Source organism: Noviherbaspirillum sp. UKPF54, assembly GCF_007874125.1.
In the GTDB taxonomy this organism is placed as follows: domain Bacteria; phylum Pseudomonadota; class Gammaproteobacteria; order Burkholderiales; family Burkholderiaceae_D; genus Noviherbaspirillum.
Map to the genome: position 1 here is coordinate 2,438,121 of NZ_CP040128.1, position 15,139 is coordinate 2,453,259.

Sequence of the window (15,139 nt, forward strand, 5' to 3'; positions counted from 1 at the left end):
AGTGGCTACGATTAACGGGTTTCGGAGGCATCCAGCACGACCAGGAGCGCAAGGATGGGAAGATTCTTCAGCACTGGGCCGAACGGATGCAGCCAGAACTGCGGCAGGAACAGCGTGATGATGGCGGTGTAGCCGAGAATCAGCGCGATCTGCAGTCGCCACAATGCGCGGCGCGGAATGGCCAGCGTGGCGATGCCGAACACGCAATCGAGCAGTGCGGCACCGTAAAGCGCCACTTGCGCCGCCGTTCCGTGCAGGCCGATCCGGTCCAGCATCACTAGGCTGTCCGCAACCGGATACAGGCCAAGCGACAGCAGGCCGGTCACGATCCAGACAACGGCGAGCGTGACGCGAAACAGCGGCAACATCCAGCCGGCTATCGCCTGCCAGCGCAACAGTTCGGCGGGAATCGCGGCAAACCAGCGTGCAGGCTCCAGCGGCGGCCGGCCCAGTATCTCGCGCAGTGGCTCCGGATCGCCCACATTTCCCTCATTCAGCATGCGCAGGGTATCGGGCGTCAGCACGCGCTGCGGCAGTTTCGCCGCCCAGCGCGCCGCCAACCGCACGACGCCCAGCGGGATCGGCAGCCATACGGGCACACGCAGCTTCATCGCTTTGCGATAGGCCGCGAGCATGGCGCGGTAAGTCATCGGTCGCGGCCCGACCACATCGACGATGCGGCGCGCGTATCTATCCGATGCCAGAATATGCACCGCCGCCTGGCACAGGTCGTCGATATGGACCGGTTGCAAAAGCTGGTCGCCAGCCCCGGGCAATCCGATCAGCGGCAAGCTCGCCAGCGTGCGGAACAAGCGGCTGCTTTCACCGTCCACGCCCACCACGAGCGACGGGCGCAGGATCGTCCAGTCCAGCGGCGAAGCCATCAGAAGCGCATCGGCTTCACGCTTGGTCCGCATATATGGCGTCGACGCCCGCCCCTCCATGCCGCCCAGCGCGGAAATCTGGAGCACGCGCGCGACGCCGGCCTGTGCGCACGCCTGGAACAGGACCGCCGGCGCATCACGGTGGATTGCCTCGAAACGCGCGTCGCCGGACTCACCCAGGATGCCGACTGCATTGACGACAGCATCGATGCCCTTGAGGCGCGGCAGCCAAGCGTCGGACCGCAGGTCGCACGCATAGTCGATCGTCACCTCATCGGGCGCAGTCGCGCCTCGTACGCCTCGCACCACCTCATGGCCGGCAGCGGCGAGCGCCGCGCAAAGATGGCGCCCGATAAAGCCTTTGGCACCGCATACAAGTATTTTCATTTCTGTAATTTCAGTCAAAACAGAAATATTCAGGCAAAAATTTTTGCCCTGCTTACAGCAACGGCAGCAGCGGCTGCCCGTCATCGCCGGCATCCTGCTGCACGGCCGACGTCTTCCCCTCTCCGCGCACAAACTTTTGCACCGATGCGCCCATTTTCAGCAGCTTCATCAGTGTTGCCGGCTCCAGACGCAGCATTTCATCAGCCCAGGTCGTCAGGGTTTCCATCAGCGCAAGCGTCTGTGCTATGCGCTCCTGCGCGGCACGCTCTTCTTGCGACAAATCAGGGCTGGCCAGACATTCGCGCAGCGTCGTGATAGTTGGGTCGAATTCGCGCTCCTTGCGCTCCCGCACCACAGTACGGAACAACTCCCATACGTCCAGCGACGTTTCGAAATGGTCACGCCGCTCGCCCATAAGGTGGGCTACCTTGACCAGCTTCCAGCCTTGCAACTCTTTCAAGCTGGTCGACACGTTCGAGCGCGCCACGCCGAGCGTTTCGGCGATCTCTTCCGCATGCATCGGCCTGCCTGCAATATAAAGCAGTGCATGAATCTGGCTGACAGTACGGTTCACTCCCCACCGGGTGCCCATTTCGCCCCAATGGAGAATGAATTTTTGCGCGATCGGTTTCAGTTCCATGAAGCTACTCTAAACCGATCAGAAATTTCAGTCAATACTGAAATTTCTGAAATGCGAAACTGGAATCGAAGCATACGGACAAGGCAGGCTGTCTTTCCGAGTACAAAACCCATATAATTGAACGAGTTACAAAAACTACGGCGGCAGGCGCCAAGCACCGGCCGCCGTTTCCTTTTATGGCTATCAAACACTTCCTCCAGTTTTCTGACTTTACGCTTGACGAATTCGAGTACCTGATCGAACGTACCCGAATCATCAAACGCAAGTTCAAGAATTACGAGCCCCATCACACGCTGCTCGATCGCACGCTGGTCATGGTGTTCGAAAAGAATTCCACCCGCACCCGACTGTCGTTCGAAGCCGGCATGCACCAGCTGGGCGGCGCGGCGATCTACCTCAACACTCGCGACAGCCAGCTCGGCCGCGGCGAGCCGGTGGAAGACGCGGCGCAGGTGATTTCCCGCATGTGCGACATCATCATGATCCGCACCTTCGGCCAGGACATCATCGACCGTTTTGCCAAGCATTCGCGCGTTCCCGTGATCAACGGCCTGACCAACGAACATCATCCCTGCCAGGTGCTGGCCGATGTGTTCACCTACATCGAGCACCGCGGCTCGATCGCCGGCAAGACTGTGGCCTGGGTGGGCGACGCCAACAACATGCTGTACTCGTGGCTGCAGGCAGCGCAAGTGTTCGGCTTCCACGTCAACGTATCGACCCCCAAGCGCTACGAAATCGATCCGTCGCTGGTATCCCAGGACAACATCAACTACACCGTCTTCGCCAATCCGGCCGACGCCTGCGCGGGAGCAGACCTGGTCACGACCGACGTCTGGACCAGCATGGGCTACGAAGAGGAAAACGCGGCACGCCTGAAAGCCTTCGCCGGCTGGATCGTGGATGGCGAAAAGATGAAGCGCGCCCATCCGGATGCCCTGTTCATGCACTGCTTGCCGGCGCATCGCGGCGAGGAAGTCGCCGCCGAGGTGATCGACGGCCCGCAGTCGGTCGTCTGGGACGAGGCGGAAAACCGGCTGCACGTACAGAAGGCACTGCTCGAATACCTGGTCCTGGGCAAGCTCAATTAATCAATCACATTTCAAGCAAGCGAAGCAGATATCATGTCGACCATTCTCCAGTCCGTCCCCGTCAATCAGAAAGTGGGCATCGCCTTTTCCGGCGGCCTCGACACCAGCGCCGCGCTGCACTGGATGCGCCAGAAGGGCGCGATTCCGTACGCGTACACCGCCAACCTTGGCCAGCCCGACGAGCCCGACTACGAAGCGATCCCGAAAAAGGCGAAGCTGTACGGTGCCGAGCAGGCGCGCCTGATCGATTGCCGTGAACAACTGGTAGCGGAGGGCATCGCCGCGCTGCAAAGCGGCGCGTTCCACATCTCGACCGCCGGCGTCACCTACTTCAACACCACGCCGCTGGGCCGCGCCGTGACCGGCACCATGCTGGTGGCCGCGATGCAGGAAGACCAGGTCGACATCTGGGGTGACGGTTCCACCTTCAAGGGCAACGACATCGAGCGCTTCTACCGCTACGGCCTGCTGGTCAATCCGGCGCTGCGCATCTACAAGCCCTGGCTGGACAACACCTTCATCCAGGAGCTGGGCGGGCGCAAGGAAATGTCGGAATTCCTGATCAAGTCCGGCTTCGACTACAAGATGTCGGTCGAAAAAGCCTATTCGACTGACTCCAACATGCTGGGCGCGACGCACGAGGCGAAAGACCTCGAGCATCTCAACAGCGGCATGAAGATCGTCGAGCCGATCATGGGCGTGGCCTTCTGGCGCGACGATGTCGAGGTCAAGCGCGAGGAAGTGAGCGTGCGCTTCGAGGAAGGACGGCCGGTGGCGCTGAACGGCATCACCTTTGCCAACGCCGTCGACCTGATGATGGAAGCCAACCGCATTGGCGGCCGCCATGGCCTTGGCATGAGCGACCAGATCGAAAACCGCATCATCGAGGCGAAGAGCCGCGGCATCTACGAGGCTCCTGGCCTGGCACTGCTGTTCATCGCCTACGAGCGCCTGGTCACCGGCATCCACAACGAAGACACGATCGAGCAGTACCGCGAAAACGGCCGCAAGCTCGGCCGCCTGCTGTACCAGGGCCGCTGGTTCGACCCGCAGGCGATCATGCTGCGCGAAGCCTCACAGCGTTGGGTGGCGCGCGCCGTCACCGGCGAAGTCACGCTGGAGCTGCGCCGCGGCAACGACTACTCGATTCTGAACACCGAATCGCCGAACCTGACTTACCAGCCGGAACGCCTGACGATGGAAAAAGGCGAAGGCGCGTTCACGCCGCAGGACCGCATCGGCCAGCTGACGATGCGCAATCTGGACATCACCGATACGCGCGACAAGCTCGGCATCTACGGCAAGGCCGGTCTGCTGGGCACCACCTCGTCGGTGGCGCTGCCGCGCCTCGGCAAGAACGGCGACAAGTAATCAATCGACATCCCATGGATACCATGACCACACAATTCGACAACGTTTCCGTCGTCAAGAAGGCCAATCTCTACTTCGACGGCAAGTGCGTTTCGCACACCGTCCTGTTCGCCGACGGCACCAAGAAAACCCTCGGCGTGATTTTCCCTTCCGCGCTGACCTTCAACACTGGCGCACCGGAAATCATGGAACTCAATGCCGGCAAATGCCGCATCCGCCTGAAGGGCGAAGAGAGCTGGACCACCTACGAAGGCGGCCAGAGCTTCAACGTCCCGGGCAATTCCACCTTCGACATCGAAACGCTGGAAACGCTCGACTACGTCTGCCACTTCGTCGCGGCATGATAAAAAAGGGCGATCGACCGATCGCCCTTTTTCTTTGGATTAAATGAACACCGGCTCGGGTTCGAGCAGCACGCCGAACTTCGCCTGCACGTCAGCTTGGATTGCGGCGGCGAGCTGCGCGATGTCGCGCCCGGTCGCGCCGCCCCGGTTCACCAGCACCAGCGCCTGTTTCTCGTACACGCCGGCCAAGCCGAGGCTCCTGCCCTTCCATCCGCACTGGTCGATCAGCCAGCCGGCAGCCAGCTTGAACGTTCCGTCGGCCTGCGCATAGCTCACCAGTTTCGGATAGCCCGCCAGTAACGCGTCGCGCTGCTGCTGGGTCACGACCGGGTTCTTGAAGAAGCTGCCGGCGTTGCCGATCTGCGCAGGGTCCGGCAGCTTGCGGGTCCGGATCGCGATTACCGCATCGCTGATCTGACCAGGCGTGGGCGCGGTGACTCCGCATGCCGCCAGTTCCTGCGCCACGTCCGCATATTGCACGTTCGCCCGCCATTGCTTGGGCAACGCAAACGTCACGTCGAGAATCGCGGCGCGGTCGCGCAATGCATGCTTGAATACGCTGTCGCGATAGCCGAAATGGCAGGCCGCCTTGTCGAGCACGAAGGTTTCGCCGGTCTCGAAATCGAACGCGGTCAATGCATGAAAGCAGTCCTTTAGCTCGACGCCGTAGGCGCCGATGTTCTGGATCGGCGAGGCGCCGACGCAGCCCGGAATCAGCGACAGATTTTCCAGCCCGCCCAGCCCTTGCTCAAGAGTCCACAACACAAAGCGATGCCAGCTTTCCCCGGCCGCTGCCTTCACAAAGGTCGCCTCGGCGTCCTCGCCGGCAATCCCGACACCGGTTGTCGCCATGTGCAGCACCAGTCCCGGGAAATCGCGCGTCAGCAGCAGGTTGCTGCCACCGCCGAGCACCAGGCGCGGCAACGCATTGAGTTCCGCATCTCGTTTAACCGCCGATAACTGATCGTTCGATGTCACGCGCAGATAGGCCCGGGCCTTGGCCTCGATACCGAAGGTATTGAATGGCCGGAGAGAAAATTCGTACTGAACAGGAAGAGTCATAGGGCTGCGATTATAGTCGAGTCTAGTCACCCGGTTTTTTGTCCGCTAGAATGGCCTGTTAATCGAATCGCAACTCGGCCCGCCCGCAGCGGCAATGGGCCGTTCCAGCAAACCAACGAAGCAAAGAGGAAGTCGCCATGCCATCGTTTGATGTCGTATCCGAAGCCAATCTCGTCGAAGTCAAGAACGCGATTGATCAATCCAACAAGGAAATCTCCACCCGCTTCGACTTCAAGGGCAGCGATGCCCGCGTCGAACAGAAGGAGCGCGAGCTGACCGCATATGCCGACAGCGAATTCCAGCTCAACCAGGTACGAGATGTCCTGACCGGCAAGATGGTCAAGCGTAACGTCGACGTGCGCTTCATGGACCTCGGCAAGATCGAAAAGATCGGCGGCGACAAGGTCAAGCAAGTCATCAAGATCAGGAACGGCATCGAGTCGGATGCCGCCAAGAAGATCGTGCGCATCATCAAGGACAGCAAGATGAAGGTGCAGGCCAGCATCCAGGGCGACGCCGTGCGCATCACCGGCGCCAAGCGCGACGACCTGCAAGCGGCGATCGCGCTGCTGCGCAAGGAAGTGACCGACCTGCCGCTCGAATTCAACAACTTCCGCGACTAGCATCGTGCGCGCGCCCGCCCTCTTCTGCGCGTTCGCGTTGTTTTCCGGTGCGGCGCACGCCACCGACATCAGCGTGGTCGGCCTTTTTCCCAACAAGGCCGTGCTGGTGATCGATGGCGGCGCACCGAAGACTTATGCGGTCGACAGCACGATCGCGGCGGGCATCAAGCTGCTGTCGGCCGACAATTCCGGCGCCACGCTCGAAGTAAACGGCAAGCGGCAAACGATTGCGCTGGGCGACCATGCGGGCCGCAGCGCGTCGAGCGGCCGCGCCAGCGTGACCCTGATGCCCGACAGCCAGGGGCACTACATGGCGCAGGGACAAATCAATGGCGGCGCGGTGCGCATGTTGCTCGACACCGGCGCCACCCTGATCGCGCTGCCCGCGTCGGAAGCGACGCGGCTGGGCGTCAGCTACAAGAACGGCCAGCCAAGCTACGTGAAAACTGCCAATGGCACTGCGCCCGCCTACCGCGTCACGCTCGACACCGTCAAGCTCGGCGACATCGAAGTCAGCCATGTGGACGCGGTGGTGCAGGAACAGGGCCTGCCTTTCATCCTGCTCGGGATGTCCTTCCTGAATCGCATGGAAATGCGGCGCGAAGGCGAGCAAATGGTATTGACAAAGCGGTATTGACCGCAAAGGCAAAGGGCGCGGAACGCGCCCTTTGCTTTCACACGGTCCGATCACGCATCCGGATCCTGCAGGCGGCGTTGTTTTACCGCTTGCGCCAAGCCTTCCAAGACCTTCACGCTGCTGTCCCAATCGATGCAGCCATCGGTGACGGACTGGCCGTAGGTCAGTTCCTTGCCCGGAACGAGATCCTGGCGTCCGCCTACCAGATGCGATTCGACCATCACGCCGACGATGCGGCTGTCGCCGGCGGCGATCTGCCTGCCGATGTCGGCGCACACCGGAACCTGGTTCTCCGGCTTCTTTGAGCTATTGGCGTGCGATGCATCGATCATCAGGCGCGATGCCAAGCCGTTGCTGGCGATATCCTTGCAGGCGGCATCGACGCTGGCGGCGTCGTAGTTCGGCGCCTTGCCGCCACGCAGGATGATGTGGCAATCCTCGTTGCCACTGGTGGACACGATGGCCGAGTGGCCGCCCTTGGTCACCGACAGGAAGTGGTGCGGCTGCGACGCCGCCTTGATGGCATCGACCGCGATCTTGACGTTGCCGTCGGTGCCGTTCTTGAAACCGACCGGGCAGGACAGGCCGGAGGCCAGTTCGCGGTGCACCTGCGATTCGGTGGTACGCGCACCGATCGCGCCCCAGCTGATCAGGTCAGCCACGTATTGCGGGCTGATCACGTCGAGGAATTCGGTGCCGGCCGGCAGGCCGAGTTCGTTGATGTTCAACAGCAGCTCGCGCGCCATGCGCAGGCCGTCGTTGATGCGGAAGCTGTTGTCCATGTACGGATCGTTGATCAAGCCCTTCCAGCCGACGGTGGTGCGCGGCTTTTCGAAATACACGCGCATCACGATTTCCAGCTCGCCGGCGAAGCGCTCGCGCTCCTTGACCAGTCGGTTCGCATATTCCATCGCCGCCTTCGGATCGTGAATCGAGCACGGGCCGATCACCACCATCACGCGGTCGTCCTGGCCGTGCAGGATACGGTGCAGCGCGGTGCGTGCGTCGGCCACGGTCGAGGAAACCTTGTCGGTACAGGGAAACTCGCGAATCAGATGCGAAGGCGGCGTCAGTTCTTTCATTTCACGGATGCGTAGATCGTCGGTGCGCGGCATGTTTTCTCTCCGATTAGTAGGGTTCAAAGCTGTACAAATGAAAAAACCGCCATCGCTGGCGGTTTTTTCAAGGAATTCGGTCTGGGCTTTTATTCGTGCGCTTACCGCTTTTCCACCGCCATGGGGCTGGAATAGCTAAAGTAAAAATAAAAGTAAAAGTGCGCGAACGTCATTTTTTACGTGTCTTGCAACTGGTATCGGTCAATAGTGCAGTAAAACAAGGGTTTTGGCAAGCTGTCGACCTCAAAATGGCCTTCGAGGCCAAGGCTGGCATTCCGGCGCAGGCCGGAATGCCTCGGTCAGGCAGTTCCGCCCACCGTCACGCCATCGATGCGCAAGGTCGGCTGGCCTACGCCCACGGGCACGCTCTGCCCTTCCTTGCCGCAGACGCCGATGCCGCTGTCCAGGCTCATGTCATTGCCGATCATCGACACCCTGTTGAGCACGTCGGGACCGTTGCCGATCAGGGTCGCGCCCTTGACCGGATAGGTGACCTTGCCGTCCTCGATCATGTAGGCTTCACTGGCCGAGAACACGAACTTGCCATTGGTGATGTCGACCTGGCCGCCGCCGAAATTGACCGCATACAGGCCGTTCTTCACCGAGGCGATGATTTCCTGCGGGTCCTTGTCTCCGCCAAGCATGTAAGTGTTCGTCATGCGCGGCATCGGCAGATGGGCATACGATTCGCGCCGGGCGTTGCCGGTCAGCGGCATGTTCATCAGGCGCGCATTCAGCGTGTCCTGGATATAGCCCTTCAGGATGCCGTCCTCGATCAGCGTCGTGCACTGGGTCGGGTTACCCTCGTCATCCATGTTAAGGGAGCCGCGGCGATCGGCGATGGTGCCGTCGTCCACCACCGTCACGCCCTTGGCCGCGACGCGCTCGCCGATGCGCCCGGAGAAGGTGCTGGAGCCCTTGCGGTTGAAATCTCCCTCCAGCCCGTGGCCGATCGCTTCGTGCAGCAGCACGCCCGGCCAGCCTGGGCCGAGCACTACCGTCATCGTGCCGGCCGGCGCGGGGCGCGCGTCGAGATTGACGATGGCCGATTCGACCGCTTCGGTCGCATACTGTTCCAGCAGCTCGTCGGTGAAATAGCCGTAGTTGTAGCGCCCGCCGCCGCCGCTCGAACCCACTTCGCGGCGCCCGTTCTGCTCGGCGATCACGGTGACGGATACGCGCACCAGCGGGCGGATGTCGGCCGCCAGTACGCCGTCGCTGCGCACTACCAGCACCACGTCGTATTCGCCGGCCAGACCCGCCATTACCTGCACCACGCGCGGGTCCTTGGCGCGCGCGATGCGTTCGACCTTTTCGAGCAGCTTGACCTTTTCGGTCGCGTCGAGCGAAGTCAGCGGATCGTTCGGCAGATACAGCGAGCGGCCGCCGGCGGCCTGGATGGCCGATGCCACCTTGATCTTGCCCGCGCCGTTGCGCGCGATGGTGCGCGTGGCGGCGGCCGCCTCCAGCAGCGCGCGCTCGGAAATGTCGTCGGAATAGGCGAATGCGGTCCTGTCGCCGGATACCGCGCGCACCCCTACGCCCTGGTCGATCGAGAAGCTGCCGGTCTTGACGATGCCTTCTTCCAGGCTCCAGCCTTCGTTCTTGGTGAACTGAAAATACAGGTCCGCGTAATCGACGCGGTGCGTGAAGATCTCGCCCAGCGCCTTGATCAGCTTGGATTCATCCAGCCCGAACGGAGTGAGCAACACGTCGCGCGCCTGTGCCAAGGTCTGAAGATTCGGTTCGAAGAGATTCATGGATTCTGCCTTTCGCGCAACTTGGCTTCGAGATGATTGGATTGGATGGATAAATTGTAGAGCATCTGGCTGGCGCATGTTCGCCCTAGGCGACACTGCGCGCTTCGGTCAGGAACGTTTCTTAATCACAACTTGCGATGCTTTAATGCCGGCAAACTTTCCCGCACTCCGTGAAGATGATGCGGCTCGATATCGCCGATTACCAGCCCTTCGCCTTCCGGCAGCACGTCCTTTACCTCCCCCCATGGATCGACCAGCATGCTGTGGCCCCATGTGCGGCGGCCGTTTCGATGCTTGCCGCCTTGCGCCGCCGCCAGCACGTAGCACTGGTTCTCGATCGCCCGCGCGCGCAGCAGGATTTCCCAATGCGCCTTGCCGGTGGTATAGGTAAATGCCGCCGGCATCACGATCAGGGCGCAATCGCCCATGGCGCGATACAGCTCCGGGAAGCGCAAATCGTAGCAGACAGACAGGCCGACCTTACCGAACGGCGCGTCGAAGGTGGACACTTCCTTGCCGTGCACGATGGTGCGCGCCTCGTCATACGACTCTTCGCCCTTGGCGAAGCTGAACAGGTGGATCTTGTCGTAGCGCGACACGCGCTGGCCGGCGGGATCGTACACCAGCGTGGTGTTCAAGACCTTGCCGGGTTCGGCCGACGCCAGCGGCAGCGTGCCACCGATGAGCCAGACGCGCTGCTCGCGCGCGATGTCGGACATGCATTGCTGGATCGGCCCGGCGTCCGGCTGTTCAGCATGCGCGACCTTGTCGGCCTCGCTCATGCCCATGATCGGCCAGTATTCCGGCAACAGGACGAGTTGCGCTCCCTGCGACGCCGCCTGTGCCACGAGGCGGCGCGCCGTCGCGATGTTCTCTTCGACCACGGGCGTCGACACCATCTGCACCGCGGCGACCTTGACTGTTTCCTTGACCATATCAGCCACTTGTCTCCAAATTGTTCGACGCCTCGCTGGCCGGCGCCACCGCAGGCTTGCGCAGCAGCTTGGTCACCACCGGGTCCTTCCACGGCCCGGTGATCTGGTATTCGAAGGTGAATGCCTTCATCAGCGGATCGCGCAGGAACAACTGGGCGAGGAAGCTGCCGACGCCGATTACCGGATTCACCGCCAGCCCGTATACGACTGATGCCGTGCCCACGTTAATCTCGGGAATCACCACCACATGCAAATTCTGCGCCTCTTTCGCAATGTCGGCGCTGCCATCAATCAAAACGGTGGCGGCGACCCCGCGCATCTTGAAGTTATCGGTCTTGGCCACGCCGTGCGTGATGGATGCCGACGCGGTGATGCCATCGAACGCGAAGCCTTGCGAAAACACGTCGCGGAAGTCGAGCGCCAGGCGGCGCGGCAGCGATTGCAGGCTCAGCACGCCGAGCAGCTTCGCGGCGGCCGGATCGACCTTGAGGAACTGGCCGGACGCCATGTTCAGCGTCAGTTGCCCCGACAGGCTCGGGATGTCGAGCGAAAACGGCAGGCCTTTCCAGCTGACGTCGCCTTCCATCTTGCCCTTGCCGCCGCGCAGCACATTGGCAAAACCAAAGCGGTCGAGCAGGCGGCCCGCGTCGCCGATATTGAGCGTATAGACCAGGCTGGAAACATTTTCCCCGCCGCGCAAAATCCATTTGCCGGTCGCCCTGAATTCGGCATCGGCGTTGACGAGGGAAAGCTTGTTGACGCGCCATTCCCGCCCGGCCGGCCCGCCCGCGTCGCTCGCCGCCACTTCGAGGTGGCCGAACTTCTTGCCGAACAACTCGAAATTTTCCGCGACGATATCGACTTCCGGGATTTGCGTCGATGCGTTTTTTCCTTCCAACAAGTCGGTCACGTCGGACGCCGCCGCCTCGGGAATAATGAGCGAGGCCAGGCGTGCCGTCACCTTGCCCAGCCCCTGGCCGGCCTGCGCTTCGTTCCAGGTCAGATAACCCGATGCCTGGTCGGAATCGATGTTGGCCTGCCATACCCCTTTCTGGTGCGACGCGCCGACCACCACGTTATCGAGCTTCTTGTTCATCACGACCAGCTCGCCGGCACGCGCCGCGAGGACGCCGGGTTCGATGTATTGGGAAATGGACGGGCCGGACTGCTGCTCCTTGCTCCTGTCGCTTGCCACCACGGCGGTCATCGCGCGGCGCCATGCATCGACATCAAGCGACTTCAAATTGACATTGGCTACCACCCCGGCATCCGGTTGCGGCGCCGGCACATTCACGCCAATGCCGCCGCGCACCACGCGCCAATCCGCATCCTTGTCAGCCGTTTTCTGGCGCTCGTAACGCGCGACGATGGAATTACCCAGCGACAGCTTCATGTCGTCGCGTGCGACAGCAGGGTTATTTGAAGGCAAGCCAGTCAGCTCGAAGCGCAGCGGCAGGCTCTCGCCGGCCGCCTTGCGCAAGGGCGCCGGAAAATCGAGCGCAATGCCGACCAGGTTCGATTCGACCGTAATATCAGGTTGCGCATTGCGCACGCGTATCAGCGTGCTGTACCGCGTGCTGCCGGAAATGCGCTCGGACGCGCGCTGCACGCCGTAATTCCTGCGCACGCCTTCCGCCGACAGCATGCCGTCGGCCTTGACCACGATGTTGCCGTCGCGCTGGGTGCCACCGGTAATCGTGACCGGGCCGCCAAGGAAATTGGCCTTGATCCCGTTGAGGTTGAACCCCTTTTCATTGAATTCCAGCTTGCCGTTAGCAGACAGCAGTGGCGGGATCATGTTGCGCAACGTAACGTTGTTGCCGGCGAACTGCAGCGTGCCCTTCACCTTCGTATCCGGCATATGTGCCAGCGGCATTTGCAGCTTCAGGTCGAGCCGGGCATTGCCGTTGGCCCTGGTTTCGTCCGTAAACTGGCCGATCCAGTCGGCCACCGGGCTGTCCTTGGTGAACTGGACAAAATTCTGCAGCGCGCCTTCGGCATCGCCGTCGATGGCCAGCAGCATGTCCGGGGAGGCCAGGTCGGGGATGACGGCCTTAACGTTCGACAAGCTCACGCCGGCCGTCTTGGCGCTGTGCGCGTTGATTTCCATGCGCGTGCGGTCGAACGCGATCGTGCCGCGTATCTCTTCCAGCAATGGCCACATCGGGGCCTTGCCGTCCTTGGCGAAGCTTCCCGGCGTGTAGTTGAGCCTGCCTCCCTCGATCCGTCCGGCCACGCTGAATTCGCCCCGAGGCCTGTCGCCCGCAGTCTGGTGCTGGAACGGGAACTGCGCGAGATCGCCCTTGAGCTTGAGCTTCAAGTCATGCGCGGTGCCGCCCACGAGCGCACCGCGCAGCCAGTCGCGCAATCCCTGCGGCGTCTGCAGGGGCAGGTAGCGGCCGACGTTCTGCAGTTCCAGGCCGTTCAGCTTGCCCGATACGTCGATCGTGCCGTTCGGTTTGCCGGATTGGGCGTTGAGCGACATCATGTGCTTGCCGGAGAACGACCCGGACAGGGCGTCCTGCACGAAGTCCATCTTCTGGACGTCGACCAGGAGCTGGTCCTTGCCCTGAAAAGCCCAGGTCGCCTGCATCAGCAGCCGGTCGAGCGGCATCACGGGATCGGCGAAATAGCCGGGCAACTGCAGTTTCAGATTGGCGGAGGCGAGACTGATGCTGCCGCCGCGGTCGTTGGCATCGATCTGGCCGGTCAGGTTGTCGAACCCGGGAATGGCCGGCACGGCGGCCTGCGCCGGCGTCTTGCCGCTCTTTGCGCGCGCCGCGCGCGCCTCCTGCGCATTGAGCGACAGGCTGGCGAACTGGCCCTTGACGCTATACGAGGAAATGGCGGGATAGGCGCCCTGCCACTGCGCCGAAAAATCCTTGAGCGTGCCGCGCGGCGCAAAATCGGTCAGCATGCGGCGCTGCTCGGCCGGCAGCGGCAAGCGCTCGACGAAGCTGGCCAGCGTCTGCAGATCGAGCAGCTTGGCCTTGATCTCGGTCTTTTCCGGCTTGCCGCGCCGCGCCGGGGTGAAGCTTTCGCTGATCGTGGTTTTGGGCAGGAACAGGCCGTCGTCCGTGCGCAGCGAGAAATCGGTCAGCGAAATGGCATGACCATTCATCCCCAGCGTCGGCTTCCCGTCCGCGCGGTTCGGGTTGAGCTCCTCGCGCACCGAGACCCGGCCCGCCACGTCGACCAGGTTCATCGTCGGCAGATCGGGGCGCAGCTTGGCCGACACGTTCGACAGGCTCAGGTCGGACGTGAAATTGGCAACCCGCGCGTGATCGAAGTCCAGCCAGGCGCGCACCGAGCCTTTCCCTTGCTGCATTTCGAACGGATAGTCGATGTACGCCTTCCAGACCGTCAGGTCGGTGTCGCGCAGGTCCGCATACAGCTCGCCCTTCCACAGGGCCGGGTCGGAGATGCGCGCCGCGAAGCCGGGGTGTTCGAAAGCCGCGCGCACGTCCACCGGCGCGGCGAACGCCGCCGGCGGCGTCGCCTTCAGGGCGAAGCGATGCGTGCGCCAGTGGTTGCGCAGCACCAGGTCAACGTTTTCCAGCAGCAGCTCGGGCGCGGCGCGCTTGTAGTCGTTCCAGTGCAGCCGGCCGTCGCGGATGACGATCTCGTTCTGCGACAGCACCCAGTCCGCGCCCTTGCCGTTGCCGCTCTTGCCGGTATCGATATAGATGCCGGCCACGTACAGCTTGCCGTCGGCGTCGCGCCGCACATCCATGTCGGGCCGGACGATCTCCAGCCGGTGCAGGCGCAGGTCGCCGGCGGGAACCGTCCACCAGGACAGGGTCGCCGACACGTCGGGCAGGTGCAGCGCCGCATTGCCGAACTTGTCATGGATGACGACGTCGTGCAGCGCCAGGCGCGGCCGCAGCCCGTCCCACGACGCGTCGATGTCCGCGATCGTGACCTTGTTGCCGAGTGCGCGAGCGGCCAGCCGCTCGACGTCGGGCTTGTAGCTGTCGATATTGGGGAGAACCAGATACCGCAGCGCCAGCACCAGCATGCAAAAAATGAAGTAGACGACAATGCCCAGCTTGAGCAGCGCGCCCAGTGCGTGGTGGGTGACGGTGTTGGCAGTTCGATAACCTTCCCGAAGTGCTTGCCAGCATGCGGCTAACCGATCAGTCGTCTTGTTCGAAGTGATTTGGTCGGTGGACATCAATCAGAAAGGCACCAGCGTAAAATAGTGTCAAATAGTCTCGAATTGCGAGCGGCATGTTCGCATGTGTATCATCGGCTTGTCGTTTTTTCCTTGATCTGGAAGCCGGTGACGGA

Annotated in this window: 12 protein-coding genes; 5 read left to right on the forward strand and 7 right to left on the reverse strand. The window is 62.2% G+C overall.

Annotation, left to right across the window (positions count from 1 at the left end; genetic code table 11):
• Positions 1–11: 11 nt before the first annotated feature.
• Both FAY22_RS11250 and FAY22_RS11255 read right to left on the reverse strand, forming a co-directional pair.
• Positions 12–1,271 carry an SDR family oxidoreductase gene (locus FAY22_RS11250; protein WP_146330287.1) on the reverse strand — a complete coding sequence of 420 codons (1,260 nt, stop codon included), beginning with the start codon at positions 1,269–1,271 and terminating at the stop codon, positions 12–14.
• A gap of 52 nt (positions 1,272–1,323) precedes the next feature.
• The gene (locus FAY22_RS11255; RefSeq protein ID WP_146330288.1) at positions 1,324–1,911 is read right to left on the reverse strand and encodes a GbsR/MarR family transcriptional regulator; all 588 of its coding nucleotides are present in this window, start codon (positions 1,909–1,911) and stop codon (positions 1,324–1,326) included.
• A 176-nt stretch (positions 1,912–2,087) separates the two neighbouring features.
• On the opposite strand from FAY22_RS11255, the gene argF reads away from it, so the two are divergent.
• The 3 genes from argF to FAY22_RS11270 are packed head-to-tail and all read left to right on the forward strand — an operon-like array spanning position 2,088 to position 4,717.
• Positions 2,088–3,002, forward strand: a complete 915-nt coding sequence (gene argF, locus FAY22_RS11260; RefSeq protein ID WP_146330289.1) for an ornithine carbamoyltransferase — start codon at positions 2,088–2,090, stop codon at positions 3,000–3,002.
• 33 nt (positions 3,003–3,035) lie between these two features.
• Entirely contained in the window at positions 3,036–4,373 is a 1,338-nt protein-coding gene (argG, locus tag FAY22_RS11265; protein ID WP_146330290.1) for an argininosuccinate synthase, read from the forward strand.
• Between the two features lie 23 nt (positions 4,374–4,396).
• Positions 4,397–4,717 (forward strand): pyrimidine/purine nucleoside phosphorylase, encoded by a 321-nt coding sequence (locus FAY22_RS11270; protein WP_146330291.1) that lies wholly within the window; start codon positions 4,397–4,399, stop codon positions 4,715–4,717.
• A 39-nt stretch (positions 4,718–4,756) separates the two neighbouring features.
• On the opposite strand, the gene murB is transcribed toward FAY22_RS11270, so the two are convergent.
• On the reverse strand, positions 4,757–5,779 hold the full coding sequence (murB, locus tag FAY22_RS11275) for a UDP-N-acetylmuramate dehydrogenase (RefSeq protein ID WP_146330292.1): 1,023 nt from the start codon (positions 5,777–5,779) through the stop codon (positions 4,757–4,759).
• Between the two features lie 137 nt (positions 5,780–5,916).
• Between murB and FAY22_RS11280 the strand changes: the two genes are divergently transcribed.
• Both FAY22_RS11280 and FAY22_RS11285 read left to right on the forward strand, forming a co-directional pair.
• The gene (locus FAY22_RS11280) at positions 5,917–6,402 is read left to right on the forward strand and encodes a YajQ family cyclic di-GMP-binding protein (RefSeq protein WP_146330293.1); all 486 of its coding nucleotides are present in this window, start codon (positions 5,917–5,919) and stop codon (positions 6,400–6,402) included.
• 4 nt (positions 6,403–6,406) lie between these two features.
• On the forward strand, positions 6,407–7,039 hold the full coding sequence (locus FAY22_RS11285; RefSeq protein WP_146330294.1) for a TIGR02281 family clan AA aspartic protease: 633 nt from the start codon (positions 6,407–6,409) through the stop codon (positions 7,037–7,039).
• A gap of 50 nt (positions 7,040–7,089) precedes the next feature.
• Here the strand turns inward: FAY22_RS11285 and aroG are convergent, their stop codons facing one another.
• The 4 genes from aroG to FAY22_RS11305 all read right to left on the reverse strand — a co-directional run bounded on the left by aroG (position 7,090) and on the right by FAY22_RS11305 (position 15,023).
• Positions 7,090–8,154: a 3-deoxy-7-phosphoheptulonate synthase AroG gene (aroG, locus tag FAY22_RS11290; RefSeq protein ID WP_146330295.1), complete on the reverse strand. Its 1,065-nt coding sequence runs from the start codon at positions 8,152–8,154 to the stop codon at positions 7,090–7,092.
• A gap of 299 nt (positions 8,155–8,453) precedes the next feature.
• The gene (gene tldD / locus FAY22_RS11295) at positions 8,454–9,914 is read right to left on the reverse strand and encodes a metalloprotease TldD (protein ID WP_146330296.1); all 1,461 of its coding nucleotides are present in this window, start codon (positions 9,912–9,914) and stop codon (positions 8,454–8,456) included.
• 125 nt (positions 9,915–10,039) lie between these two features.
• Entirely contained in the window at positions 10,040–10,849 is an 810-nt protein-coding gene (locus FAY22_RS11300; RefSeq protein WP_146333412.1) for a carbon-nitrogen hydrolase family protein, read from the reverse strand.
• A gap of 1 nt (position 10,850) precedes the next feature.
• A complete protein-coding gene (locus FAY22_RS11305; protein ID WP_146330297.1) occupies positions 10,851–15,023 on the reverse strand; it encodes a YhdP family protein in 4,173 nt (1,390 codons plus the stop codon).
• Positions 15,024–15,139: the final 116 nt, after the last annotated feature.